The sequence below is a fragment of the Streptomyces venezuelae ATCC 10712 genome (assembly GCF_008639165.1).
GTDB classification, from domain to species: domain Bacteria; phylum Actinomycetota; class Actinomycetes; order Streptomycetales; family Streptomycetaceae; genus Streptomyces; species Streptomyces venezuelae.
Genome location: NZ_CP029197.1, coordinates 6,087,103 through 6,112,437 on the forward strand (window position 1 = coordinate 6,087,103; position 25,335 = coordinate 6,112,437).

The window sequence follows — 25,335 nt, forward strand, 5'->3', positions numbered from 1 at the left end:
CTTCGGCTAGGGGACTCGGCCGGCGGTCGGCTGCCGGGCCGGGGGAGGGACTGGGGCGCGCTGGGTGGTGAGGGGACCGCGAGGACCGGCTCGTGGGCTGGTGGATTCAGCGGATGGGAGAGAAGCCGGTAGCGGTCGAGTGGCGTTCTGCCAGCGGCTGCGGACGGTGTGCAGGTCGGCGAGTGCGCGGCGGCTGCCGGTGACGAGCTGGTGCACGGTATTGGCCGGGTCCGAGGCGTACGCAGTGATTTGCCGGGCCGCGAGGAGGGCTCGGGCGAGCAGGTTCCGTTCGAGCAGCCGCTCCCCCCAGTAGTCCGCGGAGCCGACGGGCTCCGACAGCAGGGCGATCACGGCAGCCGGGGCGATACCGGTGGCCAGGAGGCCGCGCTGCTGGGCCTCCCACAGCATCGTGACCGGGTCCACGGGATCTCCGCGGTGGGCCAGTGCGGTCACGGCCTGCCACAGGCCGGCGTGGAGAGGGTCGAGGAAGTCGTCAGCGGTCAGCCAGCGCATCTCCCGGACCCGCTCCGGCCGGGACACGGAGCAGGCGAGCAACCACTGCTCGCCCTCCCGGTCTTCGTCCCCCTCGGCCGGCCGAGGGGTCGGCGGCAGAGGGGTGCGGGGCAGAGGGCGGGCGTGGGAGGGGAACCGTTCGGCCAGGCGATCGAGGTGCCTGGCGAGGGTGTCGGCGGCGGAGAGAGCGTGGCGGGGCCTGTCCGGCACGGCGGTGTCCGTGGCGGCCTGCGCGAGTTGCTCGGCGTAGAGGCCGATGGTGTGCCGGGCGTGCTCGGCGTGGATGACGGCGGCGTACGCGGCCACGTGCTGGGGCTGGGGGCAGGCGGAGATGAGGGTGTGCATGTAGGAGGGGGTCAGGCCCGGCGCCTGCGGCCGGGCCTTGGCCAGGACCGCCGTGAGCCAGGTGAGCCCGGTGCTGCTGGTCATTTCCTCCGGCGTGGGGACCTCCCGCATCGCGGCGAAGACGGCGCCGTGGACGGGGCTGTCGAAGAACGAGGGGCTGAGGTCTTCCACGGCCGGTAGGAGCGCTGGCTGGAGGAGGACGGCGCCGAGCAGGGCCTGCTCCGCGTAGTGGAGCGGGGGGCGCTCGGTCGGTTCGTACAGATCCTCGGCATCGGTGTCGGGGGTGGGGTGCATCAGGCGGCCAGCGTGAAGTCGTCAGCGGTGAGCGTGCGGTCGAGGTGCGGGGCGAGGAGGTATGCGGCGAGCCGGGGCGGGACGGCGTTGCCGATTTGGGAGAACCTGGCGCCTTTGGTTCCCTGCCAGGGGTAGTCGGCAGGGAAGGTCTGCAGGGTGCCGGCCTCGGCGGCCGTGATCCGGATCGGCGCCGGCGTCTCCTGGGCCTGGACGTGGTCCGGGTGGGCGACCCAGGTGCATTCGTTGGCCCGGTGACCGAAGAACAGCGTGCCCGCAGGCTCTTCGATGCTTCTGACGGTTGCGTTGGGCTGGTTGTTGCTGCGCAGGGCCCAGGTCCAGTGGGTGGCCTTGCTGGTGCACGTCGGGGCCGGTCCGGAGGCTGGGCTGTTGCCGCGAGTTCCGTGCCTGGCCGTCCAACCCGCGCCGCGAGTCTGGGGCTTGAGGACGATGTCCGATAGCGCCGGGGGCTCCGTCCATGTCCCGCGGTCGCGCGCGTCGGCCAGGGTCTTCCGGGCGCCGGAAGGGAAGGGCTCGGGGCCACCGCCGGGTCCACCACCGGCGCAGACGGTCGGCACGGGGCGATCGGTGGCGCCCCAGCCGAGTGCCTCGGCCATGGACACCCACCGTTCGCGGCCGGGTCCGAAGAGGGTCTCCGGCTCAGCGAAGCGGGCGTGCGTCGGCGGCGGGGGTTCGGCAGTTCGGACGCGCGAGGCGAGGAGGATCGCTCGCTTGCGCGTCTGCGGGACACCGTAGTCAGCCGAGTTGAGGATTCCGGTCCAGGCGGAGAAGCCCCAGGACCGCAGGATCGCGGCGTACTGCTTCCATAGGGGGAGGACGTCGGGGACCTCCTCCATCGCCACCCAGTCCGGCTCGCCGGCCGAGGCGAGGGCGCGGAGGTAGCGCATCGGCTCGGCCGCCAGGAGGGAGCGCTCGTCCCGGCAGGCGCCGAGGAGCTTCTCGCGGGTGTCGCGGCCGGCGGCGAGATCGGCGACCGCCTGGTGCACCAGCGGCTGGTCGACCAGCCCCAGACGCTTCCCCGCCATGCTCCACGCCTGGCACGGCGGGGAGGCGATGAAGCCGCGCGTGCGCCCGGCGAAGATCCCGGCCGGATACATCGCGACGTCCGTACGGATGGTGAGCAGGCCGGCGGCGGCCCGTGTCTTGCACGCCCACTCGTCCCACTCCAGTCCGACGTCCCGGATTCCGAAGCGGCGCAGAGGGACGCTCCAACCGCCCGGGCCGGCGAACAGGTCGATCACGAGATCGCGGCCCGTGATCACGCCGTCAGCCCGAAGTCGTCCTGGACCGGGTCGGCTTCGCCGCGGCACGACCAGGGAGAGCAGCCGTTGACGACCCCGTCTTCCAGCGCTGAGGCCGCCTCGTCGCCCAGTGCCGCACGTTCCGCGGCGGTGACATGGTCGATCGGGGCCTGGTCGAGGGGGACGCGAGAACGGTGGAGGAAGGCTTCGCCGAGCAGCTTGTTCCCGGTGGCGTTGGCCCGTGCGTTTCCCTGGCGGATGGCGGCGTCGAATTCCACGACGTCTTCCCATTCGGCAGGGGAGGCGTCGCGTATGTGCCGCCACTGGGCATTGCCGTGGAATGGGCAGCCGAGGCAGCTGGACTTCGGGGTGTCGGCGAGGCCGAGAGAGGTGAGATAGCGGACGCAGTCAGAGCGGGACCAGTCCATCTCGATGAGCGGGTGCAGGTTCCGCATGTACTGGACGTCGGCGTCCTTGGCGCGGTGGAATTCATCGGTGGATATGCCGATCCACTGCTCGACGAAAACACCCTTCGGTACACGGGTCGGGTACGGGTAGAGGAGCTTCCGGATCGTCTTCTTGATGGGCTTGACCTTGTATTCCCCGGTGCACTGGCGCCTGGTCATCCCAGGTCGACCGTCCCTGTTCAGGATGTGGAGCGGCATCGAAGCGAAGCGGTGATCGGGGTTAAGGGCGTCGTCGCGAATATTGCCCGAGGAGACGCGAAGGATCGGTATCCCGGCAGGGGTTGCTATCTCTTCTTCGAGGCGGTCGAGGTGGCGGTAGACGGATTCGGGTTCCCAGCCTGTGTCGGCGAATATCGCATAGTCGATCTTGGGTAGGATTCCTTCCGCTGAGAGCGCGAGGAGGGTGCTGGACTGAACTCCGGCACCGAGGGACAGGGCGCGGAACTGGGGGGTGGGGGAGGGCGAGCGAGAAATGGAAATTCCTTGGGCGAGGTGAAAGAGAGCCGTGATGTAGGGGCGGGGGAGGGCCGGTGCGGGGTGAGGAGCCAGGGAGGCGAGGCGGGGCAACCGGGCGTTGGAAGGGGCCCTCCTCGGTCAGCGGGTGCGTGCCCGAACGGGCTGGACAGCCGTCGTCCGAGGACGCGTGTCTGCAGGGGCCCTGCCGAGGCGCGATGCGAGGGCGAAGCATCCGGTGTCGGTCAGGTGGAGGCGGACCGACCGAGAACCGGGTACGGGGCGGCGCGCTTCGCGCAGGACCCAGCCGCGAGATTCCAGGGACCGGACGGTCGCCATCGTGATCGAGATCCGGTCGTGTCGGGTCGAAGCCCACTCCCCGGTCCCGTGGGCTTCGACCGTGACGTACCCGGACGCCGCCGCGTGCAGCGCGGCGTACTGCGCGGGCGACATCGGCTGCGGCCTGCTGACGTCGGCCCTCTTGGAGCGGAGGGCGACGGCGAGACCGGTGGCGGCGCCCACCGCGTCGGGCGCACCCAGCGCGGTCAGCATGTCCGCTTGGCGTAGATGGCGACCGGCGTCGAGGAGGGTGTCAAGAACATGTCCGGGCGGGTACGGCGGCGCCGCGCGCTCCTCAGGTGCCAGCTCGCCGAGGTAGACACTGACCTACGTCAGATGCTCGTCGGCCAGCTGAGCCTGGGCGGCCAGGAGCCGCAGGCGGCTGAACGTGTCACCGAGGGCCGGGCTCCTGTAGATCCGGACCGTGCCGAGCTCGGCCGCCACCGATTCCGCGGCCTGGCGGAGGGCGCCGGCGCGCTCGGCGAGATCCAGGGCCCTGGCCGGGGCGCTGGACTCACCGAACTGCAGGGCGGCGAGGCGGTCGCGGAATCGTGTGGTCTGGCTGGCGAGGGTGAGGACCGAGGCAGGAGGAGCGTCCGCCACCCACTCTCGATCCGCTTCGTGTGTGCTCGTCATCGCTGTCGTCCCGTCCCGCCTGCGACGGGAGGCATCGGCAGCGGGGTGGGGTCGGGCCCGGAGCGGCTGGTGGTGAGGCTGATCGGCTCTGTCCGGCTGCGGGCTTCGGAGTCGGCGGTGGCCGGGCTGGCGGGCGGGGTTCCCGCAGGCTCGGCTTCGAAGGCCGGGGCGACCCGATCGAGGGTCGTGGCGATGAGCTGGGCCTGGTCGAGGGCCTCGCGGAGTTGTTCGGCGGCGTTGTCGGGGAGCTGGTCCCAATGGGCCCGGTACTGGTAGCGCTGGATGATTTCCGCGGCGTTGCGCATCTGCTCGGCGACCTGCCGCAGAATGGCGATCTGCTGGTCGCGTGCTGTCGCGATGTGGGTGGCCTGGAGGAGTTCGTCCAGCGCGGTCGGCAGCGGATCGTCGTCTGCGGGCAGTCCGAAGAGCGTGGCGTGAATGACTTGGGCGAAGCCCGTGACTGGGCCGCCGCGGGAGCGGTGGTTGTAGTCGGCTGCCGCCTGCCGGCGGACGCCGAAGTGCACCGTCACGTCACGGGGCGCGGCGCCGGGGCGGATCTGGTCGGCGAGTGCGCGAGCGACGTCGTGCGCCGTCGGAATGTCGGGGGACGTGGGAGAACCTCCTTTTAGAAGAGGGCAGTTCGTAAGAAGGGGTGGCTCGGTACGGGTCCGTCAGCGGGCCATCCCGAAGAGGGGTGTGGTTGAGGGCTGCGCGGGTGGAAGTGGCTGATCCTGACCGGCAGGGGGCCTTCCCGGGCCCGCGCTGGCCGGGTCAGCGGCGAAGGCCGGCAGCGGAGGAAGGGCGTGCGAGACGTGGGAGCGCCTGCGCTGAGGGCAGCGAGGTGGGCACGCCCGGCTGCGGGCGCTGGTCGGCTGGCGGCCTACGTACGGTGAGTACGGGTGCGGGGGAGCCTTCTGTGGTGATGCCAAGCACGCGGTCGCCCGGGAGCAGCTGGTCGGCGGTGATGGTGATCAGGTCGTGCACCGCGGCAGGCTCCGACTGAGGGCTCCAGCCCAGGGCATGAAGTGCGGATTCCAAGGGAAGTTCGTGCTGGTCCATGGCGTAGCGCAGGGTGCCGACGGGGATCTGGGTGTGCCGGGCCCAGTCCTCCAGCCCCATGCTGAGGCCGTAGGCCCTATGGGGAATGCCGGTGCCCAGGGTCGAGCGGTTCTGTGGCTCCTCGACGATGGCTTGTTCGGGATCCCAGCCCTGGGTGAGGCGCCGTCGGATGGTGGTAGTGCTGCAGTTGGCACGCGGGTCGACGCCCCAGTGGCACAGCGGCTTGGTCTCGCCGAAGGCGGTGATGTACATGGTGAAGTCCGGGCCGTCGGCTCCCTTGAGCAGAGCTTCCTCGAAGGTCATCCCGAACTTCGCGATCCGGTTGTAGAGCGTGTGGTACTTGATCCCGGACTGGTCCGCCCAGCCACGCAGGGTCAAAGTCCGTTCCTGGAAGGTGTGTTCCAGTACGGGCTTATCGTGGCGCTGCCGGGTGATGGCGTCCTCGGGCAGCCACCCGAGAGCGAGCCGGGTCCGCAGGGCTTCGCGGTTGACCGCGCAGCGGGGGTCTTCGGCCCAGGACGCCAGTGGCTTGGCCTCACCGAACGCGGAGATCTGCCCGCGGGCCAGTTCCCACATGTAGCGGTCTCGTCGCCGCTCCTTCGGCCAGGCCGTGCGTCGGCCCGCAGGCGTCGACTGGGCGATGGGACCGGGCGCTTCGCTGGAGGAGGAGTCGTTCATGTGCGTTCTTTCATCTGGCCCCTGGACCCCGGTGCCGGTTCGGTCGGAGGAGTTCGTGGCCGTTGCTGTCGGCCGTGGGCTCAGGGCGGGGCCTGACGGCCTGCCGAATGTGGCGGCCAGCTCGAGGACGTGAGCGGCGAGCGGTGTCTGGTCGAGCGTGTCACCGGGCTGCGTCATCGGCTTCGCCCCCGCGAGGCGGCGTCGCCCAGCCCGCCGAGCGCGTGTGTGACGTGCGCGCCCAGCGGCTGCTTCCCGTTGAGCGGCGTCAGCCTCGCCTCGCTGAGAGCGAGGAACGGGATGTCGCCATGGGCGCGCTCGACCGGGTCAGGCGTAGCCAGGAAGGTGAGGAACTGGGCGGCCAGCTCTTCGGGGAGGTCGCCTTCGGCTCGGAGCGACCAGTGGGTGCCGAAGCCGTCGTACACGGAGTGCTCCACGCGCCAGGGCCCGCCCGGTTCGTGGTGCATGGTGCAGTGCCCGTCGGGGGAGGTGAACGAGGCCCCGTCCGTGGTCCATCCGTTCAGGTCGGCGATCTCGGGGACCGATCGGGCGGTGAGGGGGATCCGGTCGGCATGCCTCGTGTCGCCAAGGAGCTGGGGCAGGGCCTGGGTGATGGCGGCAAGGGGTTCGAGCGGGGTGAGGCGGGTCGCGGTGATCTTCCAGAGGGGATCGTGGTGTGCGATCGTCCACCATGTCCCGTGGGCGTGGGTCGGTGCGAAGTCCAGCAGCAGGTCGTGACCTGGGCTGTCCACGCTGATGCGGCCGGATGCCGGATCGTGGACGTGGTCCCATCCGAACAGGTGGATCAGGGGGCCGAGGACATCCGTGAGGCGGTCACCCGTGCCGGCCAGGTGCCGGGGCGACACGAAGAAGCGGTCTGTGGAAGTGCTCTCCATGACTACCTGCTCCGGGTCGAGAAGGCATCGGCCCGTGTGGGCGCGGATGGCGCCGCGCTCAGGGCTGGCCGAGGCGTCGCGGAGGTGGCCCGGTCGATCAGGAGCTGGTCCTCGGCACGGGCGGCGGCGGAGGCCAGACGCCGGGAGAGGTTCTGGGCGAGCCCCCGGTAGGTGCCAGCGGCGCGATCGATTTCTTCCGTTGCCGCGGAGAGGTAGCTGCGGCTGGTATCCGCCGTCCGGTCGCCGTCCTCGTAGAGGAGGGCTTCGGTGCGGCCGGTGATGCCGTACGCGCACAGGGAGGCGGCGACGGAGATCCGCAGGGCTGCCTCCGACATGTAGGCGAGGTTCTCGTGCCCGTTCTTCATGACGGCGTACTGGCTGGTCGAAAGGGCGTCGAGCTGCTGCAGGCACCTGATCGCCAGCTGGTGGGTGCGTACGGCGATGGGCGCGATCTCCCGTACGGGCCGGGCAATCTCGCCGGCCCGGACGCCGTCGATCTCGGTGCGCAGGTCGCCCAGCTCGCCCGGCAGGAGCCCGAGGAGACGGGTCTGTTCGGCGAGGTCGATGATCTTCACTGGTCTCCACGAAGAGGGGATGTGCGGACAGGGCTGGGCCGGTCAGGGGGGAGTTCCTTACGCGGCCTGGTCGAAGTCGCTTTGGGACGGCTGCTGTTTGGCGATGGCGCGGGCGGTGATGGCCTTCGACGCGCGGGCAGAGGCGGCTGCGAGTTCGTCGGAGCCGGGCTCGGCGTACCAGGGGCGGAGGGCCAGCATGGCGACCCTCATACCGGTGGCCAGGCACAGGGCAGAGCCCTTGTGCAGTGCGCGGATCGCGTCGGCGGGCAGGATCCGTTCCTGCCGCATCGACACCGAGGTGGACTTCCCGGACTCGGAGGTCGAGGTGGAAGTGGTCTCGACGTCGTGGTCTCCGACCATCCGGCTCAGCTTGTCGGCGAAGTCCGGATCATCGATGCCGGAACCGATGATCTTCACGGTGGCCGCGCTCCACATGGCGTCCATGCCCGCGTCGCCCCACACCTTCTGGCCCTGGCGGTAGGACTGCAGGATGGTGATCGGGATGATCCCGCGGCTGCCGAGGTGCGAGTACAGGTCGGGGAGATCGCTGATCTTGCAGACATTTGCGGCCTCGTCGAGGATCGCGAGCATCGGCGGGTCCAGTCGCCCGCCGGCGCGCTCGGCCTGGGCGGTCGCGGCCCGCATCACCGAGTCCGCGCACGCGGCGATCAGCGCGCTCGCGCCGCCTCCGCCGTCCTTCGACAGCAGGAACAGGGAGTCGGTGGAGGTGACGAAGTCGGCGGGGCGGAACTCGGCGACGCTGCTCTGTGGGGTGACCCAGGCCGCGATGTCCTGGTTGAGCAGGGCGGCGGCGTACTGCCTCGCGGTCTCGTAGATCCCGTCACGGGTTTCCGGCGGGCCTTCCACGGTCCCCTTCAGCTGGGAAGCGACCGCGGTGAACTTGTGGTCTCGCAGGATGTCCAGCGGGGTGCGGTCCGCCGGGAAGGCGAGCCATCCCATCACGTCCGTGATCGGCCGCTCGTCCAGTGCGGCAGCCAAGAAGAGCTGCGCCAGGATGTTGGATCCAGCCTTCGACCAGAAGTCGCCCTGCTGACTCGCGTCGACGCTCGCGGCGAGGAAGTGTCCGGCGAGCCGTCCCGCGCCGTCGAGAGTCTTGGCGTCGGCGAGCGGGTTCCACCACATCGTCCGCTCGGCGTGGGCGATCTGCTGAGGGTCCATCGACCACACCCGCCCGACCTGGCAGCGGGCGTCGAAGCACGCCGTATAGGCGTCACCAGCCGCCTTGTTGGACGTGAGCAGGACGGGCCCAGGGGCGGCCAGGATTGACGGGATGGCCAGGCTGGTGGTCTTTCCGGAGCGCGGGGCCATGATCGCGACGGCCACGTCCTCGAAGCCCATGCGGACCTCGTGGCGGGTCCCGGCGAGGTTGCCGACCAGGATGCCGGCGTCGCGGGGGGCGATGTGCTTGGCGTTTTTCAGGCTCGGGCGCAGGGAGCGGGCCTTGGCTTCAACGGCCTTGGCGAGCAGCGGCTGGATGTCGCGGGCCGTCGCCATCCCGGCGACGGTCTTCTTCCTGCTGCCGCCGGCCCGGTTCTTGTACCGCATCCACAGGAGGCCGGCTGCGACGGCGAGGAGCAAGGTCAGCAGGACGGGGATGACGCGCGTGGTCAGGAGCAGGGACGTTTCTCCCGCTGCTGGCCAGAGCTGTTCGGGGCGAAGGAGGGCGTCTCCTGGGCGGTAGGGAACCCAAGGGCCGGTGCCTGCCGCCCAGGCGGCGATGTTGCTGCTCAGCCAGGCGATGGAGCCGGCTGGAAGGCCGACGGCGAGGGCGGCGAGGAGCACTTTCAGGGCTAGGTCGTAGCCGTCGGAGCTGGAGGAGGGGGCGGATCGCAAGCGGAGGGTCCTTGGACGGTGCGGGCGGGGTGCGTCAGCGGGTGTGGCGGCGCGGCGGTGGGGGCGTCGGTGGCGCGGGCGGCGGGCTCGCGCGGCGGGCGGCGAGTTGCTCGATCCGCTCCGGCAGCACCCGGGCCACGCTCTCCGCCGGCTGTTCCTGCCACTGCAGGGTGACCCGGTGGAGGGAGAGGCCGTGGGTCTGCTCGGAGGAACGGCGCACCGGCTCGGGGTCGGCGAGAGCCGCGAGGAAGGCGGCCACGAGCACCCGGGGCGTGGCGCCGGAGAACCTGGCCTTCCACACGGGGTCGTCCGTGTAGAGGTTGGCGGTGATGCGCCAGTCGGTGCTGCCGGAGTAGTTGTGGCGCTCCCCTCGGACACGGCTGTCCGGGGAGCGGAAGTCGCTGGTGGAGGCGACGTCCCATCCAGCCCGCGTGAGCACCCTGTACGGCTCGGCCATCGCTGCGGCGTTGTAGTCGGGGTGGCTGAGCGCGTCGGTGACCGCGGAGATCAGCTCGACGGGGGTGGCGCCGTCGAACGACGCCTGCCACGCACCAGTGCGGCCGTCACGGTGGGAGAGGTGCCACCACGGCTCGTTGAGGGCCGGTTCCAGGCGGAGCATGGACTTGTGGTCCGGGCTGGTCAGGATGACGCGGGGCATGAGCGGGTCCTGCCCGTGGCTCCATCCGGCGCCGGCGTGCAGAGCCGCGGTCACCCACGCCGGGTCGCCCGGGCCAGCGAAGTAGCGGGGGGAGACGAGCGCCTGCGCGACCTTCGGGGTCTTCACCAGCGCCTCCCCGCCGGGCGGGCGGGCGCCGGAGCTGGAGTCGGGACAGGTATCCACCGGGCGGGCGCCTCATGGGCGGCAGCGTGGATGTCGAGGAGGGTGTGGCCGACGGTGGCCCACGTGTCGAGGTAGCCCCATGCCTCCTCGTTGCGCTCGGCGACGGAGTCGACGAACTTCTCCGGCGAGTCAGGAGCGGCGCGGTGGGCTTCGCGGACCTCGGCGTGCTCGCGGCGCAGTTCGTCCAGCCGGTCGAGGGCCCGGTTCAGCTCGCGTAGCCGGTACGCCCATTGGGGCGAGATGTCGCCCGCGGGGAGGTGCTGCAACTGGACGGAGGCTGTGGCGAGGAGCCGACGGGCGCCGGGCCGGACGGGTAGGAATGCTCGCCAGGTCTCGGAGTCACGCTGGACCATGCGCCAGCCGTAGGCGACTTCGTCGATCGGACGGCCTTCGGCATCAGAGCGCTCGTCGGAGTAGGTGTCCCAGGCGGCGAGGATGGTCTCGCTCTCCGTCAGAAAGGTCTTCAGCTGTGCGAGCAGGAGGGGGTGGGAGTGGGAGGGCGTGCTCAGGGCGGATCCTTCGGTGCGGGGTGGGGGAGGCTAGCCGACTGCGGGTCAGCGGCGGCGTGCGGGGGCGGCTGCCGGTGAAATGGGGCCCGTGGGGGTGGTGATCGTGGGGGGCGCGGGCCGGTAGCCGCTGGCCTGGGCGAGGCGATTGCGGTGTGCGGTGACGATGCGGGTGCCGATCCCGACTTCCCGGCCTACGTGAAGGTGGGGGCTTTCATCGATCTCGAAGCGGGGACGCAGCACGGGAGCCGGGTCGCAGAGCGCGGTGGCCATCGCGTTCAGCACGTGGCCAGGGGCGCGCGAGTCCAGGGCCACTCGCCACAGGAATCCCTCGGGGCCGTAGGGCCCCCAGTTCCGGGCGACCTCTACTTCCCAGCCGCACAGGCCCATGGAGGGCGAGACGCGTCGCTCGGCCACGGTGGTGCGGTCGGGGGAGACGATCTTGTGCCCGCCGTCGCCGTCGGCTGTGTGCTTCCAGCCCTGCTCGGCGAGGATGCTGGCCAGGTCATCGGAGGCGCTGTCTGGCGTGGGGCGCACGAGAGCGTCGGTGAGTCCGGCGATGATCTCCACGGGGGCGTCGCCGCTGAACGAGGCGTACCAGTTGTCTCCGAGCGTGCTGTGGACCTTCCACCAGCCGTGGAAGTGGTGAGGGGATGGCTTGAAGACGAGCTCGTGCTCACGGTCGGGGCTCTTCATGCGGATGACCGGGTGCAGGGGATCGGAGTGCACGGTCCAACCGGCGGCGTACAGAGCGTGGGTGATGTGCCGGGGATCGCCGGGGCCGGCCAGGTAGCGGGGTGAGACCGGCGAGCCGAGCTTGCTCAGGTAGTCGTCGTTGAAGGCATCCAGCTGACGCGAGTCGATCACGGAGGAGCTGCTCCTTCAGGTGGCATTCATCGGGTACGGGCTCCGCCGCTCGCTGCGTACGGGCGGGCGGGAGCGGGCTTACGCGTGCGGGCGCGGGCGGCGGCCCAGGAGTTACGCCCCCAGGTGGTGGCGCGGGCGGCGGTGATCCGGGCCTGCTGCCAGGCGCTGAGCTCCGAGGGCCGTACGGATACGGAGGTGACCTGGATCCACTTCGAGGGCGGGACGTGTCCGCGGGGCCGCATGGCCGGTTGAGGGTCGGCGAGCGCGGCGGAGAAGTTCTCGATCAGGTGCATCGGGGTTGTGGAGGAGAAGACCGCGTCCCAGGTCCGGCCGTGCTCGGTGCGGGCCCCGGCCCACCAGTGTGCCTGACCTGGCTCGTTCTGGTGGAACTGCAGCCAGGCGTTGCGGTCGGGGCTGATGGCGGTGAAGTGCTGGTCGCGCTCGGTCTCCCACTGCTGCTGCTGGAGCGGCGACCACGGGTTGGGGGCATGGGCAGATCGGTCTCGGGTGAGGGCGTCGGTGAACCCGGCGACGATCTCCACCGGCGTCTGCCGGGTGAAGGTGACCCGCCAGGCGGCCTCGGTCGCGGTGGCCTGGCCCTGGATGTGCCAGCCGCCAGGGTGCTGTCCGTTGGGGTGTTCGATGGGGTCGTAGACGACGCGTACCAGGTGGTCGGCGCGGTCGAAGACGAGCGGCCCGCCGGTGACGGAGCGGTCCGTCCAGCCGGAGGCGCGTAGGAACTCGGTCACGTGCCGGATGTCGCCGCCGCCGGCCAGATGCCGGGGCTCGACGAGGTAGTGCTGCTCGGCCTGGTCACCGGCCCCCCAGTTGGGGTGCTGTCGAGGGCTCACCGGTGCCTCCGTACGACGAGGGGAACCGGCACGGGCGGCTTGACGGGCGTGGTGGAGGGGGTGCGGGCGGCGGCCAGGGTGTCGAGGTGCTCGTCGAGGTCGAGGCCGATGTCGTTGAGCTCGTTGGCGGCGCGCCCCAGGGCGAGCCACACCTCCGGCGGCAGCAGTCCCTGCGTGGCCTGCTGTTGGGCAAAGCGGCTGGCGGTCGCGGCCAGAGTGGTGAACGCGCCAAGGGCGCCGTGCTCGGGGTCGAAGACGTCGGCCAGGACGGCGACGGTGTCCGGTGGAGTGCCGGGCCGGGTCAGGTACTCGTTGAGGTGGTCGAGCCGGGCGGCGATGCTGCGGGCCTGGTAGGCGCCGTAGGTACGGGGGGTGGGCTGTTGGTTCAGGGCGTGGCTCCAGTAGCGGGGATCGGTGCGAGCCGGGGCGTGGTCAGCGCCGGGGGCCCGGCGGGCCGGCGGCCGGGGGCGGCGGAGGCTGGGAGGGATCCGCGTTCGGCTTCTGCGAGGCGCGGTGGGCCAGCATGCTCTGGGCCCAGGCGGTGACATCGAGTTCCTCGGGGTCGATGTTGACGTTGAACCCTGCGATCAGGAGCGGGAGGATCGCGCGGGTGGCGAGCTGCCGCTGGGCTCTCTGGCCCAGACCGCCGGGGGTCTCGTGCCAGGTGTAGACGGGCCCTTCGGTCACCTCTTGCCGACGCTCCAGACCGGACGCATCGAGCCGGGCGAGGAGTTCCTCGGGGGCGCCTGTCCTGGTGACGATGTGGAGGCGATCGGGGTGGTCGGCCTTGCGGTAGATCTCCACGTCCGTGTTGTTGTCGTCCGCGAGGTTCAAGACATGCTCCAAGGGGCGGGGTTGGGGTCGGCGGCAGAGATCATCGGCTGCGCGCGGCGGAGGTCGTCGGCCGGGCGGGCAGCGGCCGGGTCGTGGCGGGTGCTGGCGGTGCGGGGTGCCGCATCCCGACGCCGACACCGAGTTCGGCGAGCAGGGCTCCGACGGCCCGGACGTACCGGGCCTGGAGGGCGGTGTCATCGCCGGGCAGCACGAGCAGGTCCTGACGGGTGTCGTGGACGAAGCCGTGGTCGGTCAGGAGCCGGGCCAACGCCACGGAGTCGGGGACCGGGGTGGTCAGGGCGTCGTCGGCCCAGGTGAGGTCGACCTGCTCGGGAAGCGGGGCGTCGAGTGCGGCGGTATTGCGGCGGGCGTGTGCCAGGGCGTCCGCGTAGCGGGGGAGCAGGTGCAGGGTGGTGGCCTCGGCTGCGTGGAACGGGTCGGCGGGGACGGCGAGACCGTCGGGTTCGCGGACTCCCGCGTACGCGGCGTCGGGGAGGTCGGCGGGGGCCAGGGCGGCGACGAGGAAGCCTTCGGCCTGGCCGAGGTGGTCGATGACGAGCAGGCGGGTGTTGTCGTCGGTTCGGGTGAGGACCGCGCAGTGTGTCACGGCGTGGGAGGCGATGGCGTGGGCTGTCTGGTCCATGTCCCACACAGCGGTGGTGATGTGGTCGTAGTCGGTACCGCCGTGGTCGGGGTGGTACTGGCTGGTCCACCGGCCGGGCAGTTCGCCGGCGAGGATGGTGGCGAAGGATTCGAGGTCGCTGGGGTCGGTGTCGTGCAAGGCAGTCCTTGGTGCGTGGGTCAACGGCGCCGGGCCGGTGGCGGGGCGGCCGGCCGGGGCGGCAGGGCGGGGACGGGGCAGGGGCAGTGGACGGACGCTTCGCGTTCGTGGTCCGCGACTTCGCCGGGGCAGGGGCGGCGTGCGGGGGGTCCTCGTGCCGGTCGGTGAGTGCGTTGCGCAGCTGGTGGAGCTGGGCGGTGATGACCGCGAGGTGGTGTCCGCTCAGGCCGCGCACGGTGGCGGCGGTCTGCCGGTCGGAGTCCTGGTCGAGGGTTTCGAGGAACTCGCCAGCGGAGGCCAGGACCTGGGCGAGACCGGCGAGGACGCCGTCGTGGGAGGCGGTCAGCTCGGTCAGGACGGCTGCTGCGTCCTGGGTGGTGGAGGCCCGCCGCAGCTGGTCGGAGAGGGCGGCGACCTGCGCCCCGAGGGGCAGATAGTGGGAGGTGCGCTGGTCGGTGTCGAAGGTGGCGTCGCAGGCGACCCAGTAGCCGACCGAGCGGAGTGCGGACACCGCGGCGGTGGCGAGGGTTTCCTCGGCGGCCTGGTCGAGGCCGGTGGGGAGGCGGTGGTACTGCTCGTGTCGGCGGAGGATGTGGACGAAGCCGGCGCGTTGCAGGATGCTGTGGGCTTCCGGATCGCCTCCGTGGGCGAGGACTTCGCCGGAGTGCGGATCGCGGCGCAGTTCGATGTGGCGGTCGCTGAGCGCCAAGCGGGTACTTCCTCTACGTCATGGCCGCGATCCGGCTCTGGCTGCCGTGCGAGGGAAGGGGGCGCCGGGTGCAGGCGCAGGTGCGGATGCGGCAGGCGGGTGGCTGAGTTCGGCGACGGTGGTGGTGAGATCTCGGTCCAGGTCGTGCAGGCGCCGGGCCGTCCACTCGAGTCGGTGCCCGGCCGCGCGGAGGCGCGCGTGCGGATGCCCGACGAGGAGCTGGGACTGGATCTCGATGACGCGGCGGGCGCTGGCGAGCGGACCTGTCACGTCCGTGAGCGGTGTGAGCCGCGCGGCCGTCTCCCTCGCCGTGTCCGGGAGAGACGGCGTAGCGGCGAGGGCGCCGGGGGTGATGAGGCCGAGGTCGCTCTCCAGCCGGCGTGCCTCGAACGCGAGACGGCGAGGAAGGCCGGAGGGCTGGCGCTGCCAGGTGCCGTCGAGCCGGATGAGGTTGGCGATCAGGTCGACCTGGCCGGGCTGGGCCTGGAGGGCGACCGACCGGCAGCCCTGGTCGTCGCCGGGGATCTCGATGCCGGCGGCGCGGGCGATCCTGAAGGCGACCTCGGACCACTCCGGCCCGTTCAACGCCCGGTCGTCGGGCGCCAGGCGGACGGTCAGGTGGAAGACCGCCCGCCGGTCCTGCCCAGGGCCCACGGTGAAGGGATGCTCGGTCAGGGTTTCGTTGACGTGCTCCGCCCAGTCCACCGAGGTCCACGACGCCGGATCGTCGTCGGCCGAGAACGCGTCCGAACCCGGCACGTGAGCGACGACGATTTCTGTGGCGAGAGCCGTCTCGTACGTGAGCGGTTTCCCGAGAGCATCGGCCAGGACCGGTCCGGCATCGGCGGCCCGCTCGTGGATGCGGATGATCACCGGCCGGCCGCCTTTGCGTCGGCCGCATGGACGAGCTGGCCGAGGTTGGTCACCCGGTACCAGCCGAGGTCGACCTCCTGCGCGCCGACGACCTTCGGGAGGAGGAAGTCCTCCAGGGCCCGCAGGTAGATCAGGCAGTCGGGGCACCGCTTGGAGAGGTGGACGAGGTAACGGGGGTGGGCGGTGATGAACGACTGCGAGCCGCCGAGCGGGTTGCGTACCCGCCACCCGTCCTCGTCGGTCGGGGTGTGCCAGGAGGGCGCCACGACGGTCATCGACTCGCCCCACAGTTCGCCGTCGGCTACGCCCTTGATCACTACGATCTGGTCGCCGGGGGCGAAGTGGGCGTGGGTGATGTCGCGGTCGGAGGTGATCGTGTCGACGGGGGCGAACACGGGGCGGGTGGGTTCGGGCACGGTGGGTCCTTCCGCAGAAAGCCGCAGGTGGCGTTGGGGGCAGGACTCCATGGTCTGGAAATCGGCCGGTTAGGCTAACCGGCGAACGTGCGCTATATATGTGCGATTTCCCGTCGGTGCGCAGGCGGTCAGCGGTGCGGGTTCTCGGTGCCGACGTCGGCGCTCGTGGCAGCGTCGGGGAGATCGGCGCCGTCGGCGTCGCGCTGGTCGATCCACCACCCGGCGCGGCTGATCGAACGGATCTTGTCCTCCAGGACGGCCCAGTCCGCCTCGTCCCAGGTGCCTTCGCTGACCAGGGCCGTGTATGCGGCGGTGACGAGCTGGAACCGGGAGCGCTCGCCCCAGGCCAGGGCCCGCTCGGACCCCTCCAGCGGGGGCATGTCGAACCGCTCGGCCCACTCGACGGCCGCGGCCTGTTCCTCCGCGCGGCGGGCGGCGAGCCACTGGTCCTTCGCGACGGTGTCGGCGTCGCGGGCGGCCTTCCAGCAGTCGGTGCACTCTCGGCCGGCGAGCCAGCGGGCGAACCCCGACCGGCGGTCGGCCGCCCGGTCGGAGAGGTTGTGCAGTACCTCGTGTCCACAGCTGTGGATCACGGTCCAGGCGGTCTTGACTCCCGGGGAATTCCGGTTGCTGGGCGTTACGTTCGAGGTCGGGTTGCTGGTCTGGGGCTTCAAGTCGCGTGTCTTTCGTTGGCGGTTGGGGTGGTGGCCTGCGTCGTTGCGGAGGGTCGTGCATCAGAAGCGCGATTCGGGCGGGGACGGAGGTGGTCCGGGGTGCTTGGCGGTGGTCTCGGGGACGCTTCCGCCTCTGGGTCGTCTCAGCGTGTCCTGCGGATGGCGGTTGTGGCCGCCGTGGCGATGGCGGCGGGAGCGCTGGAGGGCTGGGGCAGGTGCAGCAGGGTGGTCCCCGGCAGGTGGCGGGACTTCGCGGTGAGGGTGAGCTGGAGTACGGCGCAGCCGGCGTTCGTGAGCTGCTTGACGCGGGTGACGGCTTCAGCAGTTTCGTCGGGGGTGTACTGGGCGTCGGTGACGATCACGAGAAGGCGGCCGGCGCCGGGGCGGCTGAGTTCCAGGCCGTGGTCGAGCGCGTCCAGGGCGTTGGCGAGGTTGTGGCTGCCGCCATTGGCGTGGAACTGGGTCACGCGCTCTGGTGCTCGGTGGGTGGGTCGGGTCAATGCGGTCAGGTGCCTGTCGTAGGCGATGGTGGCGGTACGGGAGTCGGGGTCGGTCAGGGCTGCTGCGCGTGCCACGATCCAGGCGGCGGACGCGACGGGTGCGCAGGCGGCACGCATGGAGCCGGAGACGTCGACGGCGATGCCCACGCGCAGCGGTGGGGTGGGGGAGTTCCGGCGGCGGGTGTGGGTGAACGGTTCCGCGGTGGGGACCGACCCGGCCGCGCGTTGAGCGTCGCGGGCGAGGGCTGCGCGCATGTTGAGGCGGCCGGGCGGGGTGGGGCTGGTGGTCCTCTCCTCGGTGCGTTCGCGGTAGGCGGCGGCACGCAGGGCTCGGCTCAGGCGCGAGGCGGAACTCTGCTCGGCGGAGGTGGGCCGGCGGCTGCCGGTGACCGGGTTGCTGTGGGGCGCAGGTGTGCCGTCGGGGTTGACGGTGGCGCCGCCGGAGTTGAAGACCGACTTGGCGGTGGCGGCGGCCTGGCGTCGCCGACTGGCTTGCTGGGCGCGGTCGTTGGCCTGGGCCCTTGACCGGGTGGCCATGGCGCTGGTCGCTGCGGCCTGTGCCGCGAGGTCGGCGGCGTCGGTGGCTGCCGCGCTGTCCATGACGACCCCCACGGCTCCGGACAGCAGATCGGGAAGGCCCTCCGGCACGGGCAGGGCGGGGGCCGCGATGTCCAGAGCGTCGCACCAGTCCTGAGCGTGCGCGAGCATGGTCGTGGCGTCGTGGTCGGCGCACTGGTGGGCCGCGGTCCAGATGCGGGTGAGCGTGGCCAGCAGGTCTGCGCCCAGCACCTTTTCGCACAGATCGGAGACGGCCTGGGTCTCGCCGGCGTCCAGGATGCCGACGTCACGGCGGCCGAGGATCAGGGCCGCCACGGCGGCGGCGTGCTCGACGCCCTGAAGGGTGGGGTGGGCGACGTCGGGCATGACCAGGGTACGGGCGCTGGTGCGCAGGTACGTGCGGTCCGTGGGCCGCCTGGTCAGGTGTGCGCCTTCGACACGGCTCTCCTCCAGCAGGAGCGCGGCCTCGACGAGACGGGGGTTCGCTCCGGCAGGCGCCGTCCAGACGGAGTGGGCCGCGTGCGCGGCCTCGTGGACGAACACTCCCCAGGCGGCGGGATACCGCTCCTCGTCGCCCACGATCCGCGGGTGGATCTCGTGGGGCTGGAGCGGAGCGAACAGGCCGGCGTCGAACTCGACCTCACCCAGAGTGGGGAAGAACGCGGCCGGTGCGCCGCTGCGGGTGCCGGGGCGGCAGGTGACGAGGAGGTCCTGGCGGCCGGAGAGGGCGACCAGCCGGTCGCCGAGCTCGGCTCCCACGCGAAGCCACGCGCCGGGGGAGGAACGGGGTTGCGCGGGTGGGGCGCCGTCGTCGTCCCATCGCGCGAGGTCGGCGTCGTCCTCCGGCGTGGTGGCGGGGGACTGGACGTGGTGGTGGGCGCTCATCGCGAGCGGCCCTGGTGCGCGGAGCTGGTGACGCCCGGGGGGCGCCGGAGGGCTGAGGCGGACAGCTGCTTGCCGAGGGTGAGGGGCGCGATCTTCTTGACGCCGACGGCCTTGATGACGGCGTCGGCGACGGCGTCGCGATCCTCCTCAGGGGCGATGCCGACGAGGTTCGCGAGCGCGGCGTTGGTGCCGAGGACGGCCTCGGTCTTCTGGTAGCTGAGCAGCTCGCGCAGCTGTGGGGCCCAGCCCAGCTCGCCGAGTTCGACTTGGCGGGAGAGGTGTCGGGCGACCCGGACCACCCGGGCGTCGATCTTCAGCGCCAGGGCGAGGTCGTAGTCCGTGCCGATCTGGATCTGCACGCTGAACCGGGACGACAGTGCCTCCGTCAGGACCGCTCCGTGGACGCCGGGATTGTGGCCCGCCACCACGTAGAAGCCCGGCTCGGCCTTGATGGTCTCGCCCTTGTGGGCCTTGACCTGGATCTGCCTGCGCCCGTCCATCGCTGGGTACAGCGCCGCCAGGACCTTCGGTGAGATCAAGGTGGCATCGTCGATCAGCAGGGCGCGGCCCTCGGTCATCGCGGTGACCAGCGGCCCGTACTGGAAGACGTAGCCTCCCGCGTCGGCCTGCGTGTACTCGCCGATCAGGTCGCCGACCGTGGTGTCGCCGTCACCGGCGACGGTGAGCAGGTCCGGGAACGCTGCCTCGACCAGACTCGTCTTGCCGGTTCCCGGAGGGCCGTAGAGCAGCACCGGCACGTCGGCGTCGCGCAGGCGATTCAATGCCTCGACGTCGGGCAAGTCGGCCAGTTCCCGGGGGTGGTAGAGCTGGCCCCCCGCGCGGCGGATCGGGCCGGTCTGCCGGGGCGCTGCTGCCGCGGGAGTGGTCGTGCGGGCCGTGGTCGTCTGGGCCCGGGAAGCGTGGGTGCCCGGTGGGCTGATCACAGCGGTCTGCGCGGCTGCAGCGGTCTTCGCGTTCGCTCGGAATTCCGGCTGTCCCGTTCCGCTTTGGTCGGCTTCGCCGCGTCGCACCAGGGTGAGCGCGGCGTTGCGGACGGCGCCGTGGGAGTGGCCCAGCTGCCGGGCCATGTCCCCGATGGTGAGCTTGTCCGCCGGCCGATCGGCCAGCAGCCGGGCCACCTTGGCCCGTAGTTCGCCGCCCTTGGTCCGTGCTGGACTGGTAGGCGTTCCGGGTGTGGTCAAAACGAGGGTCCTTCAACAGATACGGGAGCGTGAGGGGTGGGCGATGCGCTGGAGGGGCTGGCCGCTCTCGGAGCGGATCACGGACTGTTCCGGCATCGGCGACCGGGCCAACCGAGGCGTACGTCGGCACTCACCGGCCGACCGGGGGCTCGGTACAGGTGCAGCGGATGGCCGGCGACGAGCAGCTCGCTGGCTGCGGAGCAGGACCTTGCGCCTGCTCCGTACCGGGTTCCGTCGCGTGGCAGGCGCAGCTTGGCGTCTCTTCGAAGCCGTCCTGGAGCAGGATCCGCCGGGCGGCGGCGTTGTAGCCGGTGGTGGTGATCTCGCCGGTGATGCTGTGCCGGATCGGGATGAACGGCTCGGCTGGTGATTCGGGCAAGGTGGGAGTCCTATCGGCGGTGGCGGGGACGTGGTGGGGTGGCGGTGCGGCGGTGCCGGCCCGGCTGGCGGCGGGGGCCGAGCACGGGCCGGGAGAGTACGAAGACGGTGGTGGCGATGGCGGCGCCCGCGGCGGGGAGCGCGGACAGGCCGAGGATGTGGTCGGCGAGGGTGCCGGCGAGGACGGTGCCCGCGGCCTGGCCGGTGCCGACGGCGAGGATCAGCCACGAGTACGCCTCGGTGGTCCGCGAGGCGGGGGCGAGGGCATCGATCGTCTCGAAGCCGCAGGTGATGACCATGGTGAGGAAGAGCCCCGGTAGGGCGGCGGCGACGATCGCCGCGTGCGGGCCCGGCTGGGTCAACAGCGCCAGCCACCCGACTGTGAACAGGGCGGATGTACAGCTGAGTTGGGTGGCGGGCGCGGCGCGACGGGCGAGGCGTGCGAAGAGCAGGCCGCCGAGGAATGATCCGGTGGAGAACGCGGCGGGCAGTACGCCGGTCAGCCAGGCGGCTTGATTGGTTTCGGCGATGGCCGCAGCCCAGACTCCCAGCCCGCCCAAGGACACCCCGAGTGCAGCGAGCCCCATGCACAGCAGCACCATGCCGCCGCTCACGAGCCGGTGTCGTTTCAATGGCCGGGCGGACTCGACCGCTTCCTCTCGGTGGGGGCGCCAGGTGCGCGAGGGCGCGGAGGTGAGGACGGTGGCGGTGCCGACGAGTACGAGTGCGGAGGCCGCGGCCAGTGCGGCGTCGGCTCCGAACGTGGTGGCGAGCCAGGTGGCCAGGAGTGGGCCGGCGACATACATCAAGCCCTGGGCGCCGGTGTCGAGGGCCTGGATGACCTTTCGCTGCCCCAGGTCGGTCACGACACTCGGCCACAGTGACCTCAGACCGGATTCCAGCGGCGGGGCGGAGAGGCCGGCGAGCGCGACCGCGGCTCCGATCAGCCACGTGCTGCCGCCTGGACCGATGACGGGCAGGGCGAGCAGGCTGCTGCTGGAGACGATGGCGGCGGGCGCGCTCACACGGGTCTGCCCATGCCGGTCCATGAGCCTGCCCTTCACCGGCTGGGTGACGCTGGCGGTCAGCCCGTAGATGGCGGCAAGTGCGCTGGCCGTCGCCAGGGACCCTCCGCCACGCGTGACCCACAGAACCAGGGAGACGGCGACCATGCCGCTGGGCATCCGGCCGGTCAGGGTGCCGGCGAGCAGGCGCAGGACGTGGCGCGTGCCGAGAACGGCCCGGTAGGTCACGGGCGGTGAGGCGAGGGGGCGTTCGGCCAAGAGCAAGGAGGGCGGAGACTTTCCGGGAGGTGGCCGAGGCTCGCCCGCGGCCTCGTGCTGGAGTCAGAGGCGGCGCGGGACGCGGGGCGGGGCGGCCTTGGCAGGCGGAGGCGGCGGGGTGGACCGCACGGCGGGCGGGGGTATGAGGTGCCGTGGCTGCGGGGTGCGGTGCGGCGGCAGGACGGCGATCGTGTCCTGGAAGGCGATGAGCGCATGGCGGAGCTGCCGGTCCAGGACGTCGGTCTGGACCATGAGCCCCCGCAATCGCACTGACAGATCCCGACCGGTGACGGTCTCGGTGGCGAGCGCGAAGTCGGCGCATTCGGCCAGGAGGCCGGAGAGCTGGGAGAGGTGGCGAGGGCCGGCGCCGTCGCTTACGACGTAGTCGAGAACCTCGGCGATCTCCTGGCTCTGCGTGGCGCTGGCGATCTGCTCGATGAGGTCGGCCAACGGCGGAACCTTCCCCGCGCTGCGGGGAAACTTTCCGCGGGGATGCAGCACGCCGGGCTGAATGGCCGCAGGCAGGTCGCCCTGCGCCTGGTCGAGCGTGTCGTAGCGGCCCAGGACGCGCATCGTGGCGCTGTCGACGTCTCCGGCGACGATGAGGATGCAGTCCTCGGTGGGCTGGTCGAGGTCAGGGACCTCGACGACGGTGATCTGCCGACCAGCCGCGTCGTACCTGCTTTCGTACAGGTACATCATGTGGCGACGGCGGACATCGTGCGCGTGGGCGGTCCACCGTGCCTCTTCTGCAGCGGGCAGTTCGGGTCCGGGAGGCGGCGGGCCCACCTGTACGGCGAGGTCGCGCAGGAACCGTGCCCGGTCGGCCCAGGTGACGTGGCACTGCCGCGAGGTCGACCGGTCGGCGATCGACTGCTCGGAGAGGTGGCGGGCATGATCTGCTGCGGCTTCGAGGTCGTCCACGAGCAGGTTCCACCCGGCTACGTGCCGGGCGGATGGCTGGAACTCCATGGCGGTACGGGCCCGGTCGATGAGAAGGACCGTATGGGGCAGGAGCGCAGCGAACTCCATCTCCTGATCCCGGTGTTGTTCCGCCACGATCGCTCGCTCCACGGCGACGTGCTCGGGCCACCCGGTGCTTGCCCGCACACGAGCGACCGCGTCGTCCCCGCGTGCCTGGATGGAGGCGAACCGTTTGGCGTAGGCCGCCAGTGCGTCGAGCGCCGCACGGACAGCGGGCGAGCCGGACTCGCCAGAGTTGTTGCGAGGTTGCGTCACCGGCGTCTCACCGTGGGCTCCGACAGGGCAGGCGCAGGTGCCAGAGCCAGCGTTCGGCTCCCAGCGCGGCGCCCCTGTTCGAGGGGCAGGGGCACGCTGGCGAGGGTGCACAGGGAGAGGGCGACGAGCTCGTCGCCGCCTTCCACGAGCCACCAGCCGAGCGGGTCGGGGTGCGCCGTGACCGGCTTCGGCCCGGTCTCATCGGCCGGCGCCGTGACGATGACCTCCACCCGGTGGAGGAAGTCGGCCTCGTACTCGGTGGGGGCGCCCAGGGTCCGGATCGCCGCGATGACGAGCGGCGCGGAGGCGGTGAACCGGACGTAGGCATCGACGAGGTCGGCCGGGGCGGGGTCGGGGATGGTGCCGGCCTCGTAGGTCTCCCGTGCCCAGGTGAGATCGTCCGACAGATCGGCGGCGTGCGCCTGCAGGACCGAGCGGGTGTAGGCCGGGAGGAGCCCGGTGCGAATGACGTGGGCGGCGGCCGAGGCGGTCGGCTGCACCGTCACGCCGGGTGGGGCGGTGGCGTTCGTCGGGCCCGGGACGTGGCCGGGCCGGAGGGCGCCGACGTGGTACGTGTCGAGGTGGGGGTCCTTGACGACGGCGAGTTCCGTTCCGTCGTCGCGCTTCAGGATGGCGGCCTGCCGTACCCGGTTGGCCGCCAGAGTCTGGGCGATGGGCCCGGTGCTCCACAGGCCGCCTGCGAGGTCCTCCTGCCAGACACGGAGCGAGTAGTTCTCGACTCTCGCGGTCCACTGTCCGGGCAGGTGCTCGGCCACGTCGAGCGCGATGTCCCCGATGTACCGCTCGTTGCTGGGCGTGAGCTGCAGACCGAGAGTCCGCTCGGCGACGGCGCCGAGGGTGATCAGGGCCTGGCGGGCAAGGGCGAGATCGGACAGCGGCAGGACCATGTCGCCGGAGTCGTTCTTATCGAACCCGGACAGCTCCATGGCGGTGCGGGCCCACTGCCAGGCGTCACCGTCGACGAGGCCGACGATGCCATCGCGGTCACTGGAGAACAGAGTGATCCGGGTGACGGAGCCCGCGGCTGGTTCACGGGAGTTCAGGTGCAGGGTCCTCTCGGTGTTGGTGCCCGGGCGGGCAGGGTTCGCAGTGGAAGGCGGTGAGGTGGTCGATGCCGAGCTGGTAGAGCTGACGGTCGGCGACGTCGAGGAGGTCGGCGGCGCGCAAGTACCGCTCGGCGAGGACGGGCTGACCGTGCTCGCGGCACCAGGCCCCTGTGGTGCGCAGTGCGTCACGGAGGGCGAGGAGCGGGCTGGTCGCGGTGCCGGTCAAGGCGTCGACGATGACGTGGACCTCGGCGGCGCACCGCTCGTCGCCCAGGTGCTGTGTCCAGGCCCGGACGGACTCGGCGGGATCCGGCAGCGCGAGGGCGGCCAGGTAGCGGAGCGTCTGTGTACGGGCGCGGCGGCGTAGCTCCGTGCCAGCCGGAGTCTGATCGGCGACGGTCACCGGCTTCGTCCCGGTTCACCAGGTGCTGCCGGTACAGGGAGATGGGCCTCGTACTCGCGTACTCGGGCGTGGCCGAGCCGGTGGATGAGGCTCTGCAACTTCGCCGGGACCTCGACGGCGGCCTGCTTCGTACGGCCTGCGGACGAGGTGACGTCGGGTGCGGCGCGCAGGCGAAGGGCGATGCGGTCGACCTCGGTTTCCACGACCCGTAGGACACCGCTGAGCTCGGCCAGACGCCGGGCGTCGCGGTCGTGAGCCGGGCCGGGGAGGCTCGAGACGGCAGTGGCGACGGCAAGGAGCACGTCGGCGGCGGGCCGCAGGAGACTGTCCTCGCCCTGGGCCAGAGCGGCCAGAGCTCGTCCCGACTCGTGCGGCTGCTGGAGGTCCGTCCCGCCCGCCGCCCGAGCCTTCAGAGTCTGGGCCGCCGCCGCCACGGACGGCGGGACGTCCACACCGTCAGCCGACGGGACGGACGCCGGCGACAGAGCCGCGTCGAGGCGAACGGGGTAGCGGGCGGCGCGCAGCATCTCCGCGGCCAGGGAGGCGTGCTCGTTCTCCCACTCCACGCCCATGTCGAAGGGGAGACGGTGCCAGATGCCGCGCAGCGTGTACTCCTTGACGAACCCCGCACGCGCGAGCAGCTCGGAAGCCAGGCCGTCCATCGGCCCCTCCGCCTCCACCTCGCCGCCCCGACCGCGGACGATCGTGATCAGGTCATCGGTCACCGGCCACGCCCCTGGCCCGAGACCGGGACGGAGCCCACCGGCCGTGAGGGTGCCGGCGCGGCCTGGGCGGAGACGCTCGGCCGGTACTGCGCCGAGCGGATTCCGGCGGCCTGCGCGATCCGGGAGCGGCGCTCCTCCAGCCCGGCCCGGGGCTGGACCCGGGGCGGACCGGCGCTCTGGGACGGGTCGAGGGTGTAGTCGGCGTAGACGTCGAAGCCCCGCTGGCGCAGGTCATGGACGGCTTGCCGCGCACGGCGCACTCCGTCGTACTCCGGCATGGCCAGCCGGTACAGCCCCGGCTGCTCGGGGACGGGCTCGAACTGCTCGGCGGTCAGGTACCAGTGCGCCAGATGAGGCGGTGTATGGGCGGTGGCGGAA

General features: G+C 71.6%; 29 protein-coding genes. All 29 read right to left on the reverse strand.

Going from position 1 to position 25,335, the window contains the following annotated elements; genetic code table 11:
- Nucleotides 1-6 precede the first annotated feature (6 nt).
- Complete coding sequence (locus DEJ43_RS28070; RefSeq protein ID WP_015036774.1) at nt 7-1,152, reverse strand: DnaB-like helicase N-terminal domain-containing protein; 1,146 nt, start codon at nt 1,150-1,152, stop codon at nt 7-9.
- Complete coding sequence (locus DEJ43_RS28075; RefSeq protein ID WP_015036775.1) at nt 1,152-2,432, reverse strand: DNA cytosine methyltransferase; 1,281 nt, start codon at nt 2,430-2,432, stop codon at nt 1,152-1,154. The genes DEJ43_RS28070 and DEJ43_RS28075 overlap by 1 nt, the downstream gene beginning before the upstream one ends.
- Nucleotides 2,429-3,313 (reverse strand): adenine nucleotide alpha hydrolase family protein, encoded by an 885-nt coding sequence (locus tag DEJ43_RS28080; protein WP_071892506.1) that lies wholly within the window; start codon nt 3,311-3,313, stop codon nt 2,429-2,431. The genes DEJ43_RS28075 and DEJ43_RS28080 overlap by 4 nt, the downstream gene beginning before the upstream one ends.
- Before the next feature lie 159 nt (nt 3,314-3,472).
- On the reverse strand, nt 3,473-3,883 hold the full coding sequence (locus DEJ43_RS28085) for a hypothetical protein (protein WP_015036777.1): 411 nt from the start codon (nt 3,881-3,883) through the stop codon (nt 3,473-3,475).
- A 114-nt stretch (nt 3,884-3,997) separates the two neighbouring features.
- The gene (locus DEJ43_RS28090; protein WP_015036778.1) at nt 3,998-4,306 is read right to left on the reverse strand and encodes a hypothetical protein; all 309 of its coding nucleotides are present in this window, start codon (nt 4,304-4,306) and stop codon (nt 3,998-4,000) included.
- Nucleotides 4,303-4,836 (reverse strand): hypothetical protein, encoded by a 534-nt coding sequence (locus DEJ43_RS28095; protein WP_015036779.1) that lies wholly within the window; start codon nt 4,834-4,836, stop codon nt 4,303-4,305. Before DEJ43_RS28095 ends, DEJ43_RS28090 begins: the two co-directional genes overlap by 4 nt.
- 241 nt (nt 4,837-5,077) lie before the next feature.
- Nucleotides 5,078-6,043, reverse strand: coding sequence for a hypothetical protein (locus DEJ43_RS28100; protein WP_145953720.1), 966 nt, complete (start codon nt 6,041-6,043; stop codon nt 5,078-5,080).
- Nucleotides 6,044-6,216: 173 nt separating this feature from the next.
- On the reverse strand, nt 6,217-6,936 hold the full coding sequence (locus DEJ43_RS28105; RefSeq protein ID WP_015036781.1) for an SPDY domain-containing protein: 720 nt from the start codon (nt 6,934-6,936) through the stop codon (nt 6,217-6,219).
- 2 nt (nt 6,937-6,938) lie between these two features.
- Complete coding sequence (locus DEJ43_RS28110; protein ID WP_015036782.1) at nt 6,939-7,511, reverse strand: hypothetical protein; 573 nt, start codon at nt 7,509-7,511, stop codon at nt 6,939-6,941.
- Nucleotides 7,512-7,568: 57 nt separating this feature from the next.
- Nucleotides 7,569-9,365, reverse strand: coding sequence for a type IV secretory system conjugative DNA transfer family protein (locus DEJ43_RS28115; RefSeq protein WP_015036783.1), 1,797 nt, complete (start codon nt 9,363-9,365; stop codon nt 7,569-7,571).
- Between the two features lie 34 nt (nt 9,366-9,399).
- Nucleotides 9,400-10,149: an SPDY domain-containing protein gene (locus DEJ43_RS28120; RefSeq protein ID WP_015036784.1), complete on the reverse strand. Its 750-nt coding sequence runs from the start codon at nt 10,147-10,149 to the stop codon at nt 9,400-9,402.
- Complete coding sequence (locus DEJ43_RS28125) at nt 10,146-10,559, reverse strand: hypothetical protein (RefSeq protein ID WP_015036785.1); 414 nt, start codon at nt 10,557-10,559, stop codon at nt 10,146-10,148. The genes DEJ43_RS28120 and DEJ43_RS28125 overlap by 4 nt, the downstream gene beginning before the upstream one ends.
- 201 nt (nt 10,560-10,760) lie before the next feature.
- Nucleotides 10,761-11,579 carry an SPDY domain-containing protein gene (locus DEJ43_RS28130; RefSeq protein ID WP_015036786.1) on the reverse strand — a complete coding sequence of 273 codons (819 nt, stop codon included), beginning with the start codon at nt 11,577-11,579 and terminating at the stop codon, nt 10,761-10,763.
- Between the two features lie 26 nt (nt 11,580-11,605).
- Entirely contained in the window at nt 11,606-12,430 is an 825-nt protein-coding gene (locus DEJ43_RS28135; protein ID WP_015036787.1) for an SPDY domain-containing protein, read from the reverse strand.
- On the reverse strand, nt 12,427-12,978 hold the full coding sequence (locus tag DEJ43_RS38715) for a hypothetical protein (RefSeq protein WP_015036788.1): 552 nt from the start codon (nt 12,976-12,978) through the stop codon (nt 12,427-12,429). The genes DEJ43_RS28135 and DEJ43_RS38715 overlap by 4 nt, the downstream gene beginning before the upstream one ends.
- A complete protein-coding gene (locus DEJ43_RS28145; RefSeq protein WP_078508759.1) occupies nt 12,863-13,264 on the reverse strand; it encodes a hypothetical protein in 402 nt (133 codons plus the stop codon). The genes DEJ43_RS38715 and DEJ43_RS28145 overlap by 116 nt, the downstream gene beginning before the upstream one ends.
- A 40-nt stretch (nt 13,265-13,304) precedes the next feature.
- A complete protein-coding gene (locus DEJ43_RS28150) occupies nt 13,305-14,045 on the reverse strand; it encodes a hypothetical protein (RefSeq protein WP_041662987.1) in 741 nt (246 codons plus the stop codon).
- A 727-nt stretch (nt 14,046-14,772) separates the two neighbouring features.
- Nucleotides 14,773-15,627: a hypothetical protein gene (locus tag DEJ43_RS28160; RefSeq protein WP_015036792.1), complete on the reverse strand. Its 855-nt coding sequence runs from the start codon at nt 15,625-15,627 to the stop codon at nt 14,773-14,775.
- Nucleotides 15,624-16,043 (reverse strand): hypothetical protein, encoded by a 420-nt coding sequence (locus DEJ43_RS28165; RefSeq protein ID WP_015036793.1) that lies wholly within the window; start codon nt 16,041-16,043, stop codon nt 15,624-15,626. The genes DEJ43_RS28160 and DEJ43_RS28165 overlap by 4 nt, the downstream gene beginning before the upstream one ends.
- A gap of 128 nt (nt 16,044-16,171) precedes the next feature.
- Nucleotides 16,172-16,636 carry a hypothetical protein gene (locus tag DEJ43_RS28170; protein WP_041664268.1) on the reverse strand — a complete coding sequence of 155 codons (465 nt, stop codon included), beginning with the start codon at nt 16,634-16,636 and terminating at the stop codon, nt 16,172-16,174.
- A gap of 224 nt (nt 16,637-16,860) precedes the next feature.
- Nucleotides 16,861-18,660 carry a vWA domain-containing protein gene (locus DEJ43_RS28175; RefSeq protein WP_015036795.1) on the reverse strand — a complete coding sequence of 600 codons (1,800 nt, stop codon included), beginning with the start codon at nt 18,658-18,660 and terminating at the stop codon, nt 16,861-16,863.
- Nucleotides 18,657-19,799, reverse strand: coding sequence for an AAA family ATPase (locus DEJ43_RS28180; RefSeq protein ID WP_041662989.1), 1,143 nt, complete (start codon nt 19,797-19,799; stop codon nt 18,657-18,659). Before DEJ43_RS28180 ends, DEJ43_RS28175 begins: the two co-directional genes overlap by 4 nt.
- A gap of 193 nt (nt 19,800-19,992) precedes the next feature.
- Complete coding sequence (locus DEJ43_RS28185) at nt 19,993-20,214, reverse strand: hypothetical protein (protein ID WP_041664269.1); 222 nt, start codon at nt 20,212-20,214, stop codon at nt 19,993-19,995.
- Between the two features lie 37 nt (nt 20,215-20,251).
- Nucleotides 20,252-21,523: an MFS transporter gene (locus DEJ43_RS28190; RefSeq protein WP_233447994.1), complete on the reverse strand. Its 1,272-nt coding sequence runs from the start codon at nt 21,521-21,523 to the stop codon at nt 20,252-20,254.
- Nucleotides 21,524-21,586: 63 nt separating this feature from the next.
- On the reverse strand, nt 21,587-22,762 hold the full coding sequence (locus DEJ43_RS28195) for a hypothetical protein (RefSeq protein WP_015036799.1): 1,176 nt from the start codon (nt 22,760-22,762) through the stop codon (nt 21,587-21,589).
- Nucleotides 22,759-23,709 (reverse strand): hypothetical protein, encoded by a 951-nt coding sequence (locus DEJ43_RS28200; RefSeq protein ID WP_041662990.1) that lies wholly within the window; start codon nt 23,707-23,709, stop codon nt 22,759-22,761. The genes DEJ43_RS28195 and DEJ43_RS28200 overlap by 4 nt, the downstream gene beginning before the upstream one ends.
- A 103-nt stretch (nt 23,710-23,812) precedes the next feature.
- The gene (locus tag DEJ43_RS28205; RefSeq protein WP_015036801.1) at nt 23,813-24,232 is read right to left on the reverse strand and encodes a YjeF N-terminal domain-containing protein; all 420 of its coding nucleotides are present in this window, start codon (nt 24,230-24,232) and stop codon (nt 23,813-23,815) included.
- Nucleotides 24,229-24,957 (reverse strand): hypothetical protein, encoded by a 729-nt coding sequence (locus tag DEJ43_RS28210; RefSeq protein WP_015036802.1) that lies wholly within the window; start codon nt 24,955-24,957, stop codon nt 24,229-24,231. The genes DEJ43_RS28205 and DEJ43_RS28210 overlap by 4 nt, the downstream gene beginning before the upstream one ends.
- The gene (locus DEJ43_RS28215) at nt 24,954-25,235 is read right to left on the reverse strand and encodes a hypothetical protein (protein ID WP_306663886.1); all 282 of its coding nucleotides are present in this window, start codon (nt 25,233-25,235) and stop codon (nt 24,954-24,956) included. The genes DEJ43_RS28210 and DEJ43_RS28215 overlap by 4 nt, the downstream gene beginning before the upstream one ends.
- Nucleotides 25,236-25,335 lie beyond the last annotated feature (100 nt).